The organism is Sphingobium aquiterrae (assembly GCF_037154135.1).
In the GTDB taxonomy this organism is placed as follows: domain Bacteria; phylum Pseudomonadota; class Alphaproteobacteria; order Sphingomonadales; family Sphingomonadaceae; genus Sphingobium; species Sphingobium aquiterrae.
In genome coordinates, this window is the sequence record NZ_JBANFL010000024.1 from 15,457 (window position 1) to 33,755 (window position 18,299).

Consider the following 18,299-nt stretch of genomic DNA (forward strand, 5'->3'; position numbering starts at 1 on the left):
ATTGCTTTGTCGGTGAAAGACCCGGTCCCTGCGCCTTTTGGCATGTCGGCCCGGTTTCGGGGTGCCGCTACGCCTCGTCGGGCAGGGGGATGAGCTTGCCGGGATTCATGATGCCCAGCGGATCGAAGGCGGATTTGATCGCGCGCATCGCGCCGATCCGCGCGGGCTCGGCAAGGCGCCCCAGCTCCGCGCGCTTCATCTGGCCGATGCCATGTTCGGCGGAGATGGAGCCGCCCGCGGCCACCACGATATCGTGGACGAAGGCGCTGATGGTCCGGCCCTCCGCCGCGATCCAGGCAGGGCCGTCGCCGGTGCCTTTGGGTGCGCGGACGTGGAAATGGACATTGCCGTCGCCCAGATGGCCGAAGGACGAGGCCGTGCAGCCCGCAAAGGCGCGCTCGGCCGCCGCCGCCGCGCCGGTCATGAAGGCGGGCATGGCGGATACGGGCACGCTGACGTCGAACTGCAGCGCCGGCCCCTGCGCCTTTTCCGATTCCGACAGGGATTCGCGGATGCGCCAGAAGGCGTCGGCCTGCGCCTCGTTCGCGGCGATGGCGGCGTCCATGGCGATGCCGGCGTCGAATGCGTCCGCCAGCGCGGCTTCCAGGCGCTGGGCGGCAGTGGCCCCGCCTGCTGCCGTTCCGTCATGCCGGACGGGCAAGTCCGCCTCCACCAGCACATGCCATGGCGTGCGCGTCCCGATCGGGCAGCGGGTGCCGGGGATATGGGAGAGCACATGGCCAAGGCCGTCGTCGGCGATGATCTCGAACCCCTCCACCAGATCGCCCATGCGCGCTTCCAGCAGCCGCAGCAGTGCCAGCGCCTGTTCGGGCGAGGCGACGCCGACCCAGCCGACCGCCCGGTCGCCGATTGCCGGCACCAGCCGCAGGGAGGCGGCCGTGACGACGCCGATCGTGCCCTCCGCGCCGACCAGCAGCTGCTTGAGGTCATAGCCGCGATTGTCCTTCTTCAGCGCGGCCAGGCCATGGAGGATGCCGCCATCGGGCAGCACCGCCTCCAGCCCCTCGACCAGCGCGCGCATCGTGCCGTGGCGCAGCACCTGCGTGCCCCCGGCATTGGTGGAAACCAGGCCGCCGATGGTCGCCGACCCCTTGGCGCCAAGGCTGAGCGGAAAGCGCATCCCCTCGGCCGTGGCGGCATCGTGCAGGTTGGAAAGGATCACGCCCGCCTCGCACACCGCCAGCGCATCGGCTGCCGACAGGCTGCGAATCCGGTTCATCCGCCGCAGCGAGAGGATGAGGGCGCTGCCGTCTGCGGGGGGCGTCGCGCCGCCGACCATGGAGGTGTTGCCGCCCTGCGGCACCAGCGCGATGCCAAGCCCAGCCGCCAATGCCACGGTCGCGGCGACCTCCTGCGTGCTTGCCGGGGCGAGGATCGCGGCTGCCTCGCCGAAAAAGCGGCCACGCCAGTCATGCGCCCAGGGCGCGACATCCTGCGGATCGTCGATGACACCCCTGGGGCCGAGCAGCGGGCGGAAGCGGTCGATCTGCGCGGATGTCACGCGCGACTTGACGGGGGTGGTAGCCATGGCCTGTTATGTGCGCGAATTCATCGAATGTTCAACCGCTGCTTCTTATCGCCCTTTCTCCCACAAGGGGTTTGTTCTTGCTTCACGCCATCACGTTCCTGCTTCTCGGGGCTCCCGGTGCTGCCGCTGATCGCGGCCCGGTGATTCTCGCCCAGTTGCAGATCGAGCAGCGCGTGATCATCCGGGTGCCGATGGCCCGGCCGCCCGCGCGCCCGCCGGTGCCGGACCCGCCGAAAATGGACTTTGACGAGAAAAAGGGGCCGCGTTGCCTGGCCATTCGGTCCATCCGCTCGGCGGGCATCACGTCGGACGACGGCGTGGACATGATCCTGACCACCGGCCAGCGCTATCGTGCCCGGCTGGAGCGGGGCTGCCGCGCGGTGGATTTCTACATGGGCTTCTATGTCGAGCCCAGCGAGGACGGATCGCTCTGCGCCGAGCGGGACGAATTGAAGGCGCGGGGCGGGCGGGAGTGCAGAATTACCGCCTTCCGGCGCCTTGTACCCGAGAAATAGCGGATTTCCTTGACATCGGGCTGCATTTTGCGCAGAGGGCGCCGGATTAAGACGCGCCTTGGCCGTTGCCGGCCGGGGCCCTATCCCGGACATTTGAATGACTTTTGCCGATCTCGGCCTTTCCGACGAATTGCTGAAGGCCGTAACCGAGGCCGGATATGACACGCCGACGCCGATCCAGGCGCAGGCGATCCCGCCCGTTCTGATGATGAAGGACATCATCGGCATCGCCCAGACGGGCACAGGCAAGACGGCCAGTTTCGTGTTGCCGATGATCGACATCCTGGCCCATGGCCGCAGCCGTGCCCGCATGCCGCGCTCGCTGATCCTGGAGCCGACGCGCGAACTCGCCGCGCAGGTGGCCGAGAATTTCGAGAAATACGGGAAGTATCACAAGCTCTCCATGGCGCTCCTCATCGGCGGCGTGAACATGGGCGATCAGGTGGCGGCGCTCGAAAAGGGCGTGGACGTGCTGATCGCGACGCCCGGCCGCCTGATGGACCTGTTCCAGCGTGGCAAGATCATGCTCAACGGCTGTTCGCTGCTGGTGATCGACGAAGCCGACCGCATGCTCGACATGGGCTTCATCCCCGACATCGAGGAAATCTGCACGAAGCTGCCGGCAACCCGCCAGACGCTGCTGTTTTCCGCGACCATGCCGGCGCCGATCAAGAAGCTGGCCGACAAGTTCCTCTCCAATCCCAAGTCGATCGAGGTCGCGCGGCCCGCGACCGCCTCGATCAACATCGCCCAGTGGCTGGTGCCGGTCGAATCGCGCAAGAAGCGCGACATGCTGCTCACCCTGCTGGATCGGGAAGAGGTCCACACCGCGATCGTCTTCTGCAACCGCAAGACGACGGTGCGCGAACTGAACAAGAGCCTGCAGCGCCACGGCCTGCGCTCGGGCGAGATCCATGGCGATATCGACCAGTCCTCGCGCATTGCCGAACTGGACCGGTTCAAGAACGGCACCGTCAACATCCTGGTCGCGTCGGACGTCGCGGCGCGCGGGCTGGACATCAAGGGCGTGAGCCATGTGTTCAACTTCGACGCGCCCTGGCACCCGGACGATTATGTCCACCGCATCGGCCGCACCGGCCGCGCGGGGGCCAAGGGCGTGGCCTATACCTTCGTCACCCCGGAAGATGCCGAGGCGCTCGACAATATCCAGAAGCTGATCGGCACGAAGATCCCGAAAATGGGCGGCGAAGGCGCTGCGCCGGCAAAGGCCGCCGACGTGCCGGAAGCCGGGAAGGCGGACGACAAGCCCGCCGCCAAGCCGCGTCGCCGTGGCGGCAAGGCCCGTACCGGCCGCGAGGCCCCTGACGAGGCAGCGGCACCGGCACCCATCGAGGCTCGTGCGCCCGCCGAAACGCACGCACCCGTCGAAACGCGAGCCCCGGTCGAAGCTCGCGCGCCCGTCGCGCCGCGGGCAGAGCGTCCTGCGGCACCCGCCCCGCAACAGCCCCGCGCGCCGCGCCCGGCGGATCGCAGGGACGATCAGCGCCGCGAAGCGCCGCGTGGCCGCCGTCACGAGCCCGATGACGGCCCGGACGATGGCTGGAACGGCCCGATGCCGGACTTCCTCTCCTTCGGCTTCAACAACTGACGCCAGCATAAAAAGGCCCGACCGTCACCGGCCGGGCTTTTTTACGTTCTGCCGTAGATCGGCCGGATGACGGATCAGTCATCGGCACCGCCACGCGACGGGCCGCCGCGCAGGGTCTCGTCGCTGCAATCCCGGTCGCCGAACATGGCCTGCTGTTCCTGCTCGGCGTGCCATGCCTCATAAGCCTGCGCGGCGGTCTTCTCCAGCGTCACCCTGTCGTCGCCGACCATGTCGATCCACCCGCAGGGGATCGCATGATGGATGCCGCCGGCATCCCTGTCCGTCCTGGTCAGGATGATGCGGTCGCCGCAGACCTTGTCGACGGTGCCGACATGATCGCCATCGCTGCCTACCACCGCCATATGCTCGCGCACCTGCGCCAGGGCCGCGCGCTGTTCCTTCCGCCGCGAGCGCCAGTTGCCGAAATCATTGTCGAAGCGGGCGCGATTCTCCCGCCGATATTCGGCATAGTCACGGTCCAGTTCCGCGATCCGGTCCTGCCGCCAGCTGTGATAATGGCTGTCGTGCGGCGCGCCATAGCCGACGTCGGCGGAGGGCCGGTAGTGATAGCCCTGATCGGGCATCTGGCCGCTGTCCTGCCCCGTAAAGGGGGCATAGCCCTGATTCGGGCGATAGCTGGCGCTGTTCGCGGAAGCAAAGCCCAGGCGGCTGGACTGGTCGCGCGGGTCGCCATAGCGGCGGTTGAACCATGCATCATAGGCACGCCTGCGCTCGGCCTCCTCGTCGCCGAACCAGCGGCGCACTTCATCGCCCGCACGGTTGAAGAAACCGCGACCTTCCGGCTCATAATCGTCGGGCGGCGGGGCGCCGTAGCGCTGGGCATCGCCATAATGGCCCTGCCAGTAGCCGTCCGAAGAGCGGTCCTCCGAAAAACGGTCGCGGCCGCGACCGTAGGTTCGCCCATGGTGGCGTCCATCTTGATGTCCCATGATGGTTCCTCTCGATTTTTCTGGACGGCGCGGGGCTGCGCCATCGTGGAGATCAATGATGGGCGGGGCAGGATGTTCCCGCCATCATGGCGGGATATTGCCGGGCCCGGACGCGGCGGCGATCGTGAAGGCCGATCATGGCAGCCGGGCGGGTGGCGACGGCCGGCGACGCCGGGAACAAAAGCGCGCAAGCCGCTGCCGAAAGAGGATTGCATGGCGCGAATGGCTCGCCTATAGGCGACCGCCTTGGGGCCGTAGCTCAGTTGGGAGAGCGCGTCGTTCGCAATGACGAGGTCAGCGGTTCGATCCCGCTCGGCTCCACCATTTTCCCTCCATCGTCGGTGACGCCCGACAGGCGCCATCCTGTCGGTGGTGGGGCGGTCGCGCGTCGCCCTGGGGAGGATTCCCGCTATTGCGCGACGATCGTCACCACCGCCCTGCGGTTCGCCGCCTCCGGCACGTTGTCGGCCGTTGTCAGCGCCTGGCCGTGCTCGCCGGCACCCGATATGCGCAGCCGTGAAGTCGCGATGCCGGCCCCCCCCAGATAGCGGGCGACCGCATCGGCGCGTGCGAGGCTCAGGCGGTCATTATAGGCGTCGGGGCCGGCGCTGTCGGTATGGCCGACGACGCTGATCGTGCGTCCGCTCGCGGACATCGCGGCGACAAAGGCGCCCAGAATCTGCTCGGCATCGGGCGACAGATCGGCGCTGTCGAAGGCGAAATGGATCGTGACCGGTTGCGGCGCCGGCGTTTCCACCGGGGTCGCGACGATAGGGCTGCTGTCTTCCCTGGCCACGCTGTCCTGATGGAAGGCGGCCCGGCATTCCTCGCTGTTCCAGGCGATGCCGTCCAGGCGCATGCCGCGCCCCCAGTGGAGCTGCAGGCGACAGACGCGATAGGCCGTGCCCGCCCCCGTATAGGCATTGACGATATAGTCCCAGCGACGTTCGCCGAATAACCCCTCATGGAAATGGGGGACGCCCAGGAGCGGATAGACCTGGCGCTTCGTCATGCCGGGCGCGATCAGGCGGACCGTTGCCGGCGCGACGAAGACGCCCTCCTTGCGGGTCGCCCGGCGCGCGTCGGGGAAGGTGGAGGCCGGCGCGATGTCCGGCGTGAATTGCGGTTCGGCTGCGGTTGCGGCCTGGGGGAGGGTGGCGAGCAACGCCAGGACGATCAGGGCGCTCATATTAGAACGCGACACCAAAGCCGGCATTGGCACCTCCCTGATTACGGCTGTTGTAAGTGGCGGCGGCGCGGATGACGAGCCTGCCATTGTCGGATGCCTTGGAAACGCCCATCGCGACCGCATGTTCGCCCTGCCATGTGCTGACGCCCATGCCGAACATGCCGCTGCCCGGTTCCGTGGATTGCGGGATGCCGGACATCGCCATCGCGGCGGCCGTGCCGCCCTCGGCATCGGCGCGCAGGTCCCGAAGGCCGGAGTCGAACTGGCTGAAGCGCAGGTCGGTATAAGCGTTCGCATCGGCCGTCGCCTGGCTCATGCCGCTTTGCAGTTGGCGCAGGTTGACCGCGTCGGTGGCGGATACGCCGTCCGCCACATAGGCGATCTGCCGTTCCGCGCCCAGGCTGCCGACCGATACCGTGCCGGCCCGGTCGGCAACCGAGCCATAGCCGATGGCGATGCTGTTGTCGGCCAGCGCCTGTGCGTTGGTGCCGATCGCCGTGCTGCGCGTGCCCGAGGCGACGGCGCCCGCGCCACCGGCAAGGGAATCCGCCCCGGTGGCTTTGGGCGTGGCATAGCCGGCGCTGTTGTTGACCTGGAAATAGCCGGCGGTGCCGTTCTGAAGCTCGGTGATGGCGGTCGTGTTATAGGCGAGCTGGACATTGGTGGCGTAAAGCTGCGCGCCGTTCACCGCGTCGCTGGAGGTGGCGCTGAGGTCGCCCGCGGCAACGCCGGTAATATGCTGGTCCACCCCGCCGCGGCTGGCATCATAGGCCTGTTTGACCGGGTCGTACAAAAGCGCGTCCTGACTGGTCGGCGTGCCGCCGCCTCCACCGCCGCCGCCCGTGCCGCCGCCGGACGTGGACAGTTGCGCCACATTCACCGCATCGTTGCTCGCGACTCCCGGCGCGACATTGGTGATCGTCGTGCCGCCGGCGCCTTCCAGCACCACGGTCGACTTGGTCATATCCTGATATTTGACCGCCAGCGCGTTCAATATCGCAAAATCATAGGAAAGCTGGGTAATCGCCGTGCTGTTCTGGGCGACGATGCTGTTGGTCGCCTGCAGTTGGGCGCCGTTGACCGCATCCGTGCTGGTCGCGCTGATCGTGCCGGGGGCGACGTTGGTGATCCGGGTGCCCGATGCGCCCGCCAGCGTGACAACGTCCATGGCCGCACTGTCATATTGCACCGCCCGGGCGGAAAGGCCGTCGACCGAATTGGTGACGTCCGTCAGCTGCTGCACGTTGACCGCGTCGGTCGGGTTCACGCCGGCGGCGACATTGGTGATGGTCGTGCCGCCTGCGCCGGCCAGGGTGACGATGGTCTTCGTGCTGTCGTCATAATGCACGACGGCGTCGGAAAGGTCGGCAAGGGCGTCGTTGACGACCGTCAGCTGCTGCACGTTCACGGCATCGGTGGGATTGGCGCCTGCGGTGACGCCGGTGATGCGCCGGTTCCCGATATTGAGTTCCGCGGTTGCGGTGCCGCCCACCAGATAGCCCAGATTGCCCAGGGTCGCGCCATCGGCGAGCGAATTGGCGCCCAGCGCGATGCTGCCGCTATGCGTCGCCACCGCGCCCGAGCCGATGGCGATCGCATTGAAGGCGCCGGTGGAGGTGGACGCCAGATTGCCGATGGCGATCGCATCCATCTCGCCCGCGCTCGCCTCAAGGCCGGGCGCGCCGAGCCCGGTGATCTTGTTGCCGCCGAACGAGATCCCTTTTGGATTGGAGAGGGTGTAGCTGTCCGCTGTCGTGTCGCACACCGGATCGGTCAGCAGATTGACCGCGTTGCCGTTGATATCGAGCACGTTGAGGCTGATCGGCGCGCCCGATGCCACGCTCGCCAGGGTGCTGCTGATGCCGAGGTTGACGGTGCCGAGCGTCAATGCGCTCAGGATGGATTCGACCGGGTTGAGCACCGGCGTGATGACGTCGCCGATCGCCTGGGTGAGCACGGATTTGGGCAGGCTGACCCCCGAACAGGCGCTGACCACATTCGCCCGGGCCGGCATGACCTGCCCAAGCACAGGCAGGATCGACGCCGCGGCGAGCAGGCGAAGGCCCATGGATGGCCTTTTTGAACGCTGGCCCGAATGTTGGGCGATAACGCATGCGGGCGTCAGCAGCGATGGGTCGGCATAACTGGCATGTGTCGAAGGCCCGATGCCCGGCCGCAACGGGAACGCATGACGCGCACCGGTCTTTTTCTGTCCTGTTTTCATGCCCTTGCCCTGCGATATTGAATTCAGGGATGCCCTGTTGTCGGGCCGGATCTCCTGCGAGATCCGGATCGGCCAACCTGTCTCCTCGAACGGCAAGGTGCATTGCGCGCGCTAAGATCGCGCCAACCGGGCGGTTTCCCGAAATTACAGAAAATATGGAAAATACCGGTTAGCCATCGCTACAATCGATTGTGATCGAAACAGGGTGTTTTCGCTATATTTTTAACGCCTTAGGAAGATTATTTCGCTACAACAATGAGTGGGATCAAAAGGGTTAGCAGTTCGTTTCCATGGGTTTCGAATGCGCATCAGGATTTTCTGTAGGGTCGCCATCCTCAAAAAGGGGAGGAGGAAGGAAATCGGGGGAAACAGAGGAGAAGGCGATGCAGGGGAATCTGCCAGGACAAGTCGTCAGTGCGACGTCGTTCGTCCGTAATTTTGCATCCTATGCCCGGAGCGCGCTGGGGAGCCCGGTCCATATCCTGAACCATGGCCAGGTGGGGTTGTCACTGATCGCCACCGATCTGTTCCTTCGCTATTCGGCGGCCCGGCCCGGCAGCGACGATGAAGGCCGGATGGCGGCAAAGTTGGACATCGTCCTGGATGTCGTGCCGACGCTGGTGGTCATCACCGACGACAGGGGGGATATCGTGCGGGTCAATCCGGCCGCGCGGCGATATCTTCAGCTGAGCGCCGAAGCGGTGCAGGGGATCGCGCTGTCGGAAATCCTGTCCGACCAGAGCGGGCACCTCGTCACCCGCGCGCTGGAGCGGGTCCGCGACACGGGTATGGCCGAAGTCTTCGAGATCGACCTGACCGAGCAGCGCGTCAATACATTCCGTGTCACCGTGACGCGTTTCCCCGGCGGCTTCGCCGTGCTGGCGGACGAAATCGCGCACCGGCTGGCCGTGCGCGAGCTGGAGGCGCGGGCCATGGCCTATGAGACATTGATCGACGGATTGCCCGATATGGCCAGGGGCACGATCAACATCCGCGGCATGGTGACGGCGGCCTCGCCGGCGCTGGCCGCGCTTGTCCAGGCCGATGAAAGCAGGATTGTCGGCCTCAGGTTCGCGGCCCTGTTCGACGCGGCGAGCCGCAGCGACATCACCGACGCGGTCGAAACCCTGCTCACCGGCGGCCGGCCTTTTGCGATGTCCGCCGACCTTCTGGGGCGCGGCGCCAGGACGACGCCGGTGTGCGTGAGCGCCGCCCCGCTGGTCACGCATGACAAGGGGAGCGGCGCGATCTTCCTGTTGGGCAAGGCCGGCGATCCCGATCCCGCCATGTTCTGAGGGCGTGTGTGAGCGGGCTGGAATCGCCATGGAATAGCGCCCGGCCGCGCGCCGCCCCTCATGTCGCGCGCCGATCATCGATTGTCATTTCGTCTTTCCAGCCAGTCCCGCGCGTGCCAAATGACCTTGGAAAAGGCATGAAGACATGATGGCGACAACCGGCAATCCCACTCCACATCCTGGCGCACGCGATGCCGCGACGCTTGTCGTCTTTCGGGATCGCGCCGACGGGCCGGCGGAACTGCTGATGCTGGAGCGCTCGTCTCGCATGGTCTTTGCGGCGGGTGCGATGGTGTTTCCGGGCGGCGCGGTGGATGACGGGGACCGTGCGCTGGGCGCGGGGCTGGCCGGGATGTTCGGGCTGGAAGAGGATGAAGCCGCCGCCCGGATCGCCGCCATTCGCGAAACGATGGAGGAAGCGGGGCTGGCGGCGGGCCTGACGCCGCTGCCCGATGCCGCGACGACCGGCGCGATCCGGGCCGGGCTGGCAAATGGCGAAGATTTTGCCGCGCTGCTCGCCCGTTTCGGGCTCTCCCTCGATCTGGCGGCACTGGTGCCCTTTGCACGCTGGCATCCCAATCGGGTGGAGCATGCAAAGCGCGTGTTCGACACCCGCTTCTATCTGTTCTGCCTGACGGGCGAGGACCACCGGCCCGTTGTCGACGCGACGGAGAATGTGCGCCTGCTCTGGGCGAGCGCGGCCGAGGTGTTGGCGCGCAGCGACAATGGCGAGGCGCATGTCATCTTCCCCACGCGCCGCAATCTGGAGCGGCTGGCGCTGTTCGAGGGCTTTGCGGCGGCCGCCACCCATGCCTGCGCGACCCCCGTGGAGAAGGTGACGCCCTGGGTCGAGGATCGGGACGGGGCGCCGCATCTGTGCATTCCGGCGCATCTGGGCTATCCGGTCACGGCGGAGCGGCTGGAGACGGCCAGGCGGGGCTGAGCGGACAAGCGGCCTTTATCGGCCATGGGCAATCGGCCGTGGGCATGCAGGCGCGCCACGGCCGGGAGCATCCGGTTCAGGTCGTCCGGCTCAGACCGTCCAGCTTAGGCCGCCGGCGTCAGCTTCAGCAGCCGGCCCTGCACGCCGCCGCGCCCATCCTCGATCACCCAGAGCGCGCCATCCGGCCCCTGTTCGACGTCGCGGATGCGGGCGCCCATGTCCCACTGGTCGGCCTTGCTGGCTTGCTCGCCGTTCAGTTTCACCCGGATCAGCGCCTTGCTGGACAGGCCGCCGATGAACAGCGATCCCTTCCATTGCGGGAACATGGCGCCGCTGTAGTAAAGCAAGCCGCCCGGCGAGATGGACGGGTTCCACCAGAGTTTCGGCGCCTCGAAGCCGTCGCCCGGCTTGTGATCGGGAATGTCGCGCCCGTCATAATGGCTGCCGTTGGAGGCGAGGGGCCAGCCATAGTTGAGGCCTGGCTTGATGAGGTTCACCTCGTCGCCCCCCTGCGGCCCCATTTCCTGTTCCCACAAGCGTCCCTCGCCGTCGAAGGCGATGCCCAGCAGGTTGCGATGGCCATAGGACCAGATGGCAGGGTGGAAGCCCTTGGCCGCCAGCGGATTGCCCGCCGCCGGCGTGCCGTCCAGGTTCAGGCGCAGCACCTTGCCCAGCGTTACCTTGGGGTCTTGCGCGGGATCGAATTTCTGCCGCTCGCCATTGGTGAAGAACAGATATCTGCCATCGGGCGAAAAGGCGATGCGGCCGGAATAATGGCCGTTCCCCTCGACAAAGGGTGTCGCGCGGAAGATCGTCCTGAAACCCTGCAGGCTGGTGTTGCCGTCGCTCGCCTGCACGAACTTGCCCATGCCCAGCGCCACGCCCTTGCCACCTTCGCCGCTTTCCGACCAGCTGAGATAGACCATGCCGTTCCGGGCGAATTGCGGATGCGGCACCACGTCCATCAGCGCGCCTTGCCCGGCGTTGTCGGCCTTCGGCACATTGCTGATCGGGATTTTCGTGCCGTTCGCCGGATCGAACAGCAGCAGCGCGCCCGCCTTCTCCGTCACCAGCATGCGTCCGTCGGGCAGGAAGGTCATGGCCCAGGGAGACTCGAAGTCCGCGATCACCGATGTCTTGAACGGCCTGTCCGCCACCATGGTCTGCCCATTGGCGCCCGAGCCCCCGCTGCAGGCGATCAGCAGCGCGGACAGAGCCGTAAACATCAGGTGACGCATGTGTTTCCTCCCATATTTCCTGCAGCCAGACGCATGATCGCGAATAAGGTTGCAGCGCATCATAGTCCTGCCTATATGACGCCTGCTTCCTTACATCGTCAAACATGTCAGGGTCGGCACCAGCGGGTGCCGGCGGCAACAAGCCCATGTCCATAATATCGGAGCATTCATGGCGGATATCGCCGAACTGACCCAGATGATCGAACCGGAGGTGAAGGCCCTCGGTTTCGACCTCGTGCGCGTCAAGCTCTTTGGCTCGGGGGACGAGCGCACGCTGCAGATCATGGCCGAGCGCCCCGATACCAAGCAGCTGATCATCGACGATTGCATGGCCATTTCGCGCCGCCTGTCGGACCTGCTGGACGAGACCGACCCGATCGAGGAAGCCTATCGGCTGGAAGTCAGCTCGCCCGGCATCGACCGCCCGCTGACCCGGCTGCACGACTTTGCCGACTGGGCCGGCCATGAAGCGCGGATCACCACGCTGGAAGGGATCGAGGGGCGCAAGACGTTCAAGGGCCTGCTGGTCGGGCTGGATGGCGAGACCGTCAATCTGAAGGACGCCAAGGTCGGCGATGTCGCCATCGCCTTCGAGAATATCAACAGCGCGAAGCTGGTGCTGACCGACGCGCTGATTGCTGCTACAATGCCGCTCTCTTCCGAGGGTGCGGACGAAATCGAAACGGAAGGATGAAAGTCTAGATCATGGCCAACGCCATTTCCGCCAACAAGGCCGAACTGCTCGCGATCGCGAATTCCGTCGCCAGCGAGAAGATGATCGACAAGGCCATCGTCATCGAGGCGATGGAAGACGCGATCCAGCGTGCCGCCCGCGCGCGCTACGGCGCCGAGAACGACATCCGTGCCAAGCTGGACCCGGACACCGGCGACCTGCGCCTGTGGCGCGTCGTGGAAGTGGTCGAGCTGGTCGAGGATTATTTCAAGCAGGTGGACCTGAAGCAGGCCACAAAGCTGCAGAAGGATGCCGTCGTCGGCGACTTCATCGTCGATCCGCTGCCCCCGATCGATCTGGGGCGCATCGACGCACAGTCCGCCAAGCAGGTGATCTTCCAGAAGGTCCGCGACGCCGAGCGCGAGCGCCAGCATGAGGAATTCAAGGACCGCGTGGGTGAGATCATCACCGGCGTCGTCAAGTCTGTCGAGTTCGGCCATGTCGTGGTGAACCTGGGCCGGGCCGAGGGCGTCATCCGCCGCGACCAGCAGATCCCGCGCGAAGTCGTCCGCGTCGGCGATCGCATCCGCTCGATCATCCTCAACGTCCGCCGCGAAAATCGCGGGCCGCAGATATTCCTCAGCCGCGCGCATCCCGACTTCATGAAGAAGCTGTTCGCGCAGGAAGTGCCCGAAATCTACGACGGCATCATCGAGATCAAGGCCGCCGCCCGCGATCCGGGCAGCCGCGCCAAGATCGGCGTCATCAGCCGGGACAGCGGCATCGACCCGGTCGGCGCCTGCGTCGGCATGAAGGGCAGCCGCGTGCAGGCCGTCGTGCAGGAAATGCAGGGCGAGAAGATCGACATCATCCCCTGGAGCGAAGACACCGCGACCTTCGTCGTCAACGCGCTGCAGCCCGCGACCGTCAGCCGCGTCGTCATCGACGAGGATGAAGGCCGCATCGAGGTGGTCGTTCCCGACGACCAGCTGTCGCTCGCCATCGGCCGTCGCGGCCAGAATGTCCGCCTCGCCAGCCAGCTGACCGGCAAGGCCATCGACATCATGACCGACGCCGACGCCAGCGAGAAGCGCCAGAAGGAATTCGTGGAACGCTCCGAACTGTTCCAGAACGAGCTGGATGTGGACGAGACGCTGTCGCAGCTGCTGGTCGCCGAAGGTTTCGGCGAGCTGGAAGAGGTTGCCTATGTCTCCATCGACGAGCTGGCCTCGATCGAAGGCTTTGACGACGATCTGGCCGCCGAGTTGCAGAACCGCGCGCAGGAAGCGCTGGACCGCCGCGAAGCCGCCGCCCGCGAGGAACGCCGCGGTCTGGGCGTGGAAGACGCGCTGGCCGATATCCCGCACCTCACCGAAGCCATGCTGGTGACGCTGGGCAAGGCGGGCATCAAGACGCTGGACGATCTGGCCGACCTCGCCACCGACGAGCTGATCGCGCGCAAGCGTGTCGATCCGCGTCGCCGGACCAAGGAAACGTCCGAGGACAAGGGCGGTGTCCTGGCCGAATATGGCCTGAACGAAGACCAGGGCAATGAGATCATCATGGCCGCGCGCGCCCACTGGTTCGCGGACGAAGAAACCTCGGAGGCGAGCGAAGCCTGATGCCTTTTGTCGACATCCGCCTGGCCGGACCCGCCACCCGCGAGCAGAAAGCGGGGATCGTTGCCGACGTGACCCGGTCGCTCGTGGAGCGGCTGGGCAAGCCGGCGGCTGCCGTACAGGTGAACATCACCGAACTCAGCCTGGAAAATTATGGCGCGGGCGGCATATTGATTGCCGACCGTGCCCCAGTACCATCGCAGGAGGACGCTCTTGCGGATGGAAAACGATGAGACCGCACACGACCTGAAGGTCGACGCAAAAGAGGCTGCCCCCGCCACCGGTGAGGGCAAGCGCGGACGCGCCTCCAAAAATCGTCATGCCCAGGCGGCACGGGACAAGGCGGAACGCACCGACCCCGAGCGCCGCTGCATCCTGACGGGCGAACGAGAAAATCCGGACCATCTGATTCGCCTGGCGCTTGGTCCGGACGGACAGGTGCTGCCCGACATCCGCGCCAAGGCGCCGGGGCGGGGCGCCTGGATCGGTGTCGATCATGCCGCGCTGGAAAAGGCGCTGGGCAATGGCAAGCTGCGCGGTGCGCTCGCGCGGGCGTTCAAGACCGGCGACCTTGCGATTCCCGACGATCTGCCGGCGCGGATCGATTCGGCGTTGCGCGCGGCCTTGCTCGACCGGCTGGGGCTGGAAGCGAAAAGCTCCATGCTGCTCACCGGCTCCGAAAAAATCGACGTCGCGGCGCGGCGCGGGCAGGTCGTCCTGCTGCTGCACGCGGCCGACGGCGCCGCCGACGGCAATCGTAAACTCGACCAGGCGCTGCGTGTCGGGCAGGAGGCGGAAGGCAGCGATCTTGCCGGTCTCGTCTTGCCTGTGGACCGCGACGCCTTATCTATGGCAATGGGACGCGAGAATGTCGTCCACATCGCCGTGACGGACGATCGGGCGGCCGCGCGGCTTCGTGCCGCGCTTGGCCGCTGGCAAAGCTATCTGGGATGCGCTAACGAGGCGCCTTCGCGCGTGGACCCCCGGTCCGCCGAGGAAGTGCCCCTACAGAACGTTCCGGCATCGGATTGACGGCAAGGGGTCGGGTGCCTGTGGCGCCCCGGTCCGCGCGTATGGAAGTGAAGGGTTAAGTTTAGTCGATGAGTGACAGCAAGGAAGACAAGCCGACTCTGGGCCGCAAGCCGCTGGGCATCAAGCGGACCGTGGAGGCTGGGCAGGTACAGCAGAGCTTCAGCCATGGCCGTAAGAATACGGTCGTGGTCGAGGTGAAGCGGCGCCGCCTCATCGGCAAGCCGGGCGAAGGCCCGGTGGCCGATCCTGTGCCCGCCGCGGCGGAGCCCGCTGCGCCGCCGCCGCCGGTGGCCCGCGCGCCGCAACCGGCACCGCGCCCTGCGCCCGCGCCGGTTCGTCCGTCCGCTGGCGACAGCCTGATGTCGCGTCAGGAATTGCAGGCCAAGCTGCTGCGCGAGGCCGAGGAGGCCCGCATGACCGCGCTGGAGGAAGCGCGCCGTCGTGAGGACGCCCAGCGCCTGGCGCAGATCGAGGAAGAAAAGCGCCGCGTCGAAGAAAATCGTCGCGCCGAGGAGGTGGCTGCCGCGCAGCCCGCCGATGGGTCTGAACCCGAAGCGGCCCCGGTTGCCGAAGCGCCTGCTGCGCCCGTCGCTGCTGCCAGCGCGGCGCCGGAAGTGGCGGAGGCCCCTGCGGCTGCCCCTGCGACCGCGGAAGGCACGACCGCCGAGCGGACCGCCGCCCATCCGCCGCCACGCCGCTTCACGCCGGTCCAGCCCGTGCGTCGCCCCGAGCCGGCCAAGCCGGAGCGTGCGAAGCGCGGTGTCGACGATCGCCGCCAGTCGGGCAAGCTTACCGTCAGCCGTGCGTTGGCCGATGACGACAGCGCCCGTGCCCGCAGCCTCGCCGCGCTGAAGCGTGCGCGTGAAAAGGAGCGCCGCGCGCATTTCGGCGGCTCGTCGCAGCCGCGCGAAAAGCAGGTCCGCGACGTGGTCGTGCCGGAAGCCATCACCATCCAGGAACTGGCGAACCGCATGGCCGAAAAGGGCGCGGACCTGGTCAAGGCGCTGTTCAAGATGGGCACGCCCGTCACGATGAACGACGTGATCGACCAGGACACGGCGGAACTGCTGGTCGAGGAATTCGGCCACCGCATCCAGCGCGTGTCGGATTCCGACGTCGAAATCGGCGTGACCGGTGATGAAGACGCGGTCGAAACGCTCAAGCCGCGTGCGCCGGTCGTCACCATCATGGGCCATGTCGACCATGGCAAGACCTCGCTGCTCGACGCGCTGCGCGGCACCAATGTGGTGTCGGGCGAGTCCGGTGGCATCACCCAGCATATCGGCGCCTATCAGGTGAAGACGAAGGGGGGCGATATCATCACCTTCCTCGACACGCCGGGCCATGAAGCATTCACCGAAATGCGTGCGCGCGGCGCCAATGTGACGGATATCGTCATCCTGGTGGTCGCGGCCGACGACGGGCTGATGCCGCAGACGATCGAGGCGATCAACCACACCAAGGCGGCCGGCGTGCCGATGATCGTGGCGATCAACAAGATCGACAAGCCCGAAGCCAATGCCCAGAAGGTGCGGGAGCGCCTGCTGGAGCATGAGATCGTGGTCGAGGACATGGGCGGCGACGTCCAGGATGTCGAGGTTTCCGCGCTCAAGGGCCTGGGCCTCGATGACCTGATCGAGAAGATCCTGCTCCAGGCCGAAATCCTGGAACTCACCGCCAACCCCGATCGCGCCGCCGAAGGCAATGTGATCGAGGCGAAGCTCGACAAGGGCCGCGGCCCCGTCGCCACCGTCCTGGTTCGCAAGGGCACGCTGAAGATCGGCGACACCTTCGTCGTCGGTGCCGAGAGCGGCAAGGTGCGCGCGATGGTGAACGACAAGGGGCAGCAGGTGAAGACCGCCGGTCCCTCGACCCCGGTCGAGGTGCTTGGTCTTTCCGGCGTGCCGATGGCGGGCGATCAGCTCTCCGTCGTGGAGAATGAGGCCCGTGCCCGCGAAGTCGCGACCTATCGCGCCGAGCAGGCGACCAAGAAGCGGACCACCGCCGCGCCGACCAGCGTCGAACATATGTTCTCCGCGCTCAACACCACCGTCATCGAATATCCGGTGGTGGTGAAGGGCGACGTGCAGGGGTCCGTGGAAGCGATCGTCAGCTCGCTCAACCGTGCCTCGACCGACGAGATCAAGGTGCGCGTGCTGCATTCCGGCGTCGGTGCGATCACCGAATCCGACGTGACGCTCGCCGCTGCGTCGGGCGCGCCGCTGATCGGCTTCAACGTCCGCCCCAATGCCAAGGCCCGGCAGCTTGCCGAGCGGGACAAGGTGTCGCTGCGCTATTATGACGTGATTTACGACCTCATCGAGGAAGTGAAGAACGAAATGGCCGGCCAGCTGGCGCCCGAGCGGATCGAGACGATCGTCGGTCGTGCCGAAATCCGCGAGGTGTTCTCGGCCGGCAAGCATGGCAAGGCTGCCGGTCTGCTGGTGGTCGAAGGCTTCATCCGCAAGGCGCTCAAGGCCCGCATCACCCGCGACGACGTCATCGTCTACAATGGCGAGATCGCGTCGCTGCGGCGCTTCAAGGACGATGTGGCCGAAGTGCGCGCCGGCCTTGAATGCGGTGTGACCTTCCTCAGCCACACCGACATCAAGCCGGGCGACTTCCTTGAAACATATGAAGTCGAGGAGCGTGCGCGCACGCTCTGAGGCGCGGTCGACGCGCGAGCGAATGCTGCAGGAAGAGATGCGTGACCCCGGCGAAAGCCGGGGGCTCGTCTCCCTTCTGCTTGTGCCCGCTCGCTTGGAGACCCCGGCCTGGCCCGGGGTGACGAGGATATGTGATGGTCAGTCCCGTTGAAGGTCCCTCTGTCCGCCTGCTGCGCGTGGGTGAACAGGTGCGCCATGTGCTTTCCGAAATCCTGATGCGCGGCGACGTGCATGACGACATCCTCGCCAGCCATCTGGTGAGCGTGACGGAGGTGCGCATGTCGCCGGATCTTCGCCATGCCACGGCCTTCATCAAGCCGCTGCTGGGCAAGGATGAGGAAGCGGTGCTGAAGGCGCTGCGCACCAACACCGCCTATCTCCAGCGTGAGGTCGCGAAGCGGATCAAGCTCAAATATGCCGCGAAGCTGAAATTCATCGCGGATGAGAGCTTTGACGAGGGCAGCCATATCGACACGCTGCTGCGCGATCCCAAGGTGGCGCGCGATCTGGCCGAGGAAGACGAAGAATAGAGCGGTTTCCAGGCGGTCGGGATCGATCCGCCGGTCAAGGGATTGCGGTCGGCCAAGGGGCATGGAGCGGTTTGCGGATGCCCTCGGCCCAGGAGCGTGTCACAGCGGCAGCGCCGAACCTTCGGAAACGCGCCGGATCATTCCCGTTCGGCAACGGGGGGCACCGCCTGACGGCATGGGCTCTCGCTCGTCCTGCCCCAGTGCAGGCGTAAAATGCCATCCTTCGTCGCACGCCACCCTGCCGGCGGCCTCCATATATGGCCCCTG

The 18,299-nt window shown here is 66.4% G+C and carries 15 protein-coding genes and 1 tRNA gene; 11 read left to right on the forward strand and 5 right to left on the reverse strand.

Annotated elements, in window-relative coordinates; all coding sequences use genetic code 11:
- Nucleotides 1-67 precede the first annotated feature (67 nt).
- Nucleotides 68-1,549, reverse strand: coding sequence for an FAD-binding oxidoreductase (locus tag WFP78_RS20190; RefSeq protein WP_336966184.1), 1,482 nt, complete (start codon nt 1,547-1,549; stop codon nt 68-70).
- A gap of 77 nt (nt 1,550-1,626) precedes the next feature.
- Between WFP78_RS20190 and WFP78_RS20195 the strand changes: the two genes are divergently transcribed.
- Together WFP78_RS20195 and WFP78_RS20200 are read left to right on the forward strand one after the other, a co-directional pair.
- Nucleotides 1,627-2,064, forward strand: a complete 438-nt coding sequence (locus tag WFP78_RS20195) for a hypothetical protein (RefSeq protein ID WP_336966186.1) — start codon at nt 1,627-1,629, stop codon at nt 2,062-2,064.
- 97 nt (nt 2,065-2,161) lie between these two features.
- Nucleotides 2,162-3,673: a DEAD/DEAH box helicase gene (locus WFP78_RS20200; protein ID WP_336966187.1), complete on the forward strand. Its 1,512-nt coding sequence runs from the start codon at nt 2,162-2,164 to the stop codon at nt 3,671-3,673.
- A gap of 74 nt (nt 3,674-3,747) precedes the next feature.
- On the opposite strand, the gene WFP78_RS20205 is transcribed toward WFP78_RS20200, so the two are convergent.
- On the reverse strand, nt 3,748-4,623 hold the full coding sequence (locus WFP78_RS20205; RefSeq protein WP_336966188.1) for a DUF2171 domain-containing protein: 876 nt from the start codon (nt 4,621-4,623) through the stop codon (nt 3,748-3,750).
- A gap of 248 nt (nt 4,624-4,871) precedes the next feature.
- Here WFP78_RS20205 and WFP78_RS20210 point away from each other — a divergent pair.
- Nucleotides 4,872-4,947, forward strand: a tRNA-Ala gene (locus WFP78_RS20210).
- Between the two features lie 85 nt (nt 4,948-5,032).
- Here the strand turns inward: WFP78_RS20210 and WFP78_RS20215 are convergent.
- Nucleotides 5,033-5,812, reverse strand: coding sequence for an OmpA family protein (locus WFP78_RS20215; RefSeq protein WP_336966189.1), 780 nt, complete (start codon nt 5,810-5,812; stop codon nt 5,033-5,035).
- Nucleotide 5,813: 1 nt separating this feature from the next.
- Nucleotides 5,814-7,880 (reverse strand): YadA family autotransporter adhesin, encoded by a 2,067-nt coding sequence (locus WFP78_RS20220; RefSeq protein WP_336966191.1) that lies wholly within the window; start codon nt 7,878-7,880, stop codon nt 5,814-5,816.
- 539 nt (nt 7,881-8,419) lie between these two features.
- On the opposite strand from WFP78_RS20220, the gene WFP78_RS20225 reads away from it, so the two are divergent.
- Nucleotides 8,420-9,331 (forward strand): PAS domain-containing protein, encoded by a 912-nt coding sequence (locus WFP78_RS20225; RefSeq protein ID WP_336966193.1) that lies wholly within the window; start codon nt 8,420-8,422, stop codon nt 9,329-9,331.
- Between the two features lie 145 nt (nt 9,332-9,476).
- Nucleotides 9,477-10,274: an NUDIX hydrolase gene (locus WFP78_RS20230; protein ID WP_336966194.1), complete on the forward strand. Its 798-nt coding sequence runs from the start codon at nt 9,477-9,479 to the stop codon at nt 10,272-10,274.
- A 104-nt stretch (nt 10,275-10,378) separates the two neighbouring features.
- On the opposite strand, the gene WFP78_RS20235 is transcribed toward WFP78_RS20230, so the two are convergent.
- On the reverse strand, nt 10,379-11,512 hold the full coding sequence (locus WFP78_RS20235) for a PQQ-dependent sugar dehydrogenase (RefSeq protein ID WP_336966195.1): 1,134 nt from the start codon (nt 11,510-11,512) through the stop codon (nt 10,379-10,381).
- Between the two features lie 169 nt (nt 11,513-11,681).
- Between WFP78_RS20235 and rimP the strand changes: the two genes are divergently transcribed.
- The 6 genes from rimP (at nt 11,682) to rbfA (ending at nt 18,032) form a co-directional block, all read left to right on the forward strand.
- Nucleotides 11,682-12,206 carry a ribosome maturation protein RimP gene (gene rimP, locus WFP78_RS20240; protein WP_336966197.1) on the forward strand — a complete coding sequence of 175 codons (525 nt, stop codon included), beginning with the start codon at nt 11,682-11,684 and terminating at the stop codon, nt 12,204-12,206.
- A gap of 11 nt (nt 12,207-12,217) precedes the next feature.
- Complete coding sequence (gene nusA / locus WFP78_RS20245) at nt 12,218-13,807, forward strand: transcription termination factor NusA (protein WP_336966199.1); 1,590 nt, start codon at nt 12,218-12,220, stop codon at nt 13,805-13,807.
- Nucleotides 13,807-14,037, forward strand: a complete 231-nt coding sequence (locus WFP78_RS20250; protein ID WP_336966202.1) for a tautomerase family protein — start codon at nt 13,807-13,809, stop codon at nt 14,035-14,037. The genes nusA and WFP78_RS20250 overlap by 1 nt, the downstream gene beginning before the upstream one ends.
- On the forward strand, nt 14,024-14,836 hold the full coding sequence (locus tag WFP78_RS20255) for a DUF448 domain-containing protein (RefSeq protein ID WP_336966203.1): 813 nt from the start codon (nt 14,024-14,026) through the stop codon (nt 14,834-14,836). Before WFP78_RS20250 ends, WFP78_RS20255 begins: the two co-directional genes overlap by 14 nt.
- 68 nt (nt 14,837-14,904) lie before the next feature.
- The gene (gene infB / locus WFP78_RS20260; protein WP_336966204.1) at nt 14,905-17,502 is read left to right on the forward strand and encodes a translation initiation factor IF-2; all 2,598 of its coding nucleotides are present in this window, start codon (nt 14,905-14,907) and stop codon (nt 17,500-17,502) included.
- Nucleotides 17,503-17,636: 134 nt separating this feature from the next.
- Nucleotides 17,637-18,032 carry a 30S ribosome-binding factor RbfA gene (gene rbfA / locus WFP78_RS20265; RefSeq protein ID WP_336966205.1) on the forward strand — a complete coding sequence of 132 codons (396 nt, stop codon included), beginning with the start codon at nt 17,637-17,639 and terminating at the stop codon, nt 18,030-18,032.
- Nucleotides 18,033-18,299: the final 267 nt, after the last annotated feature.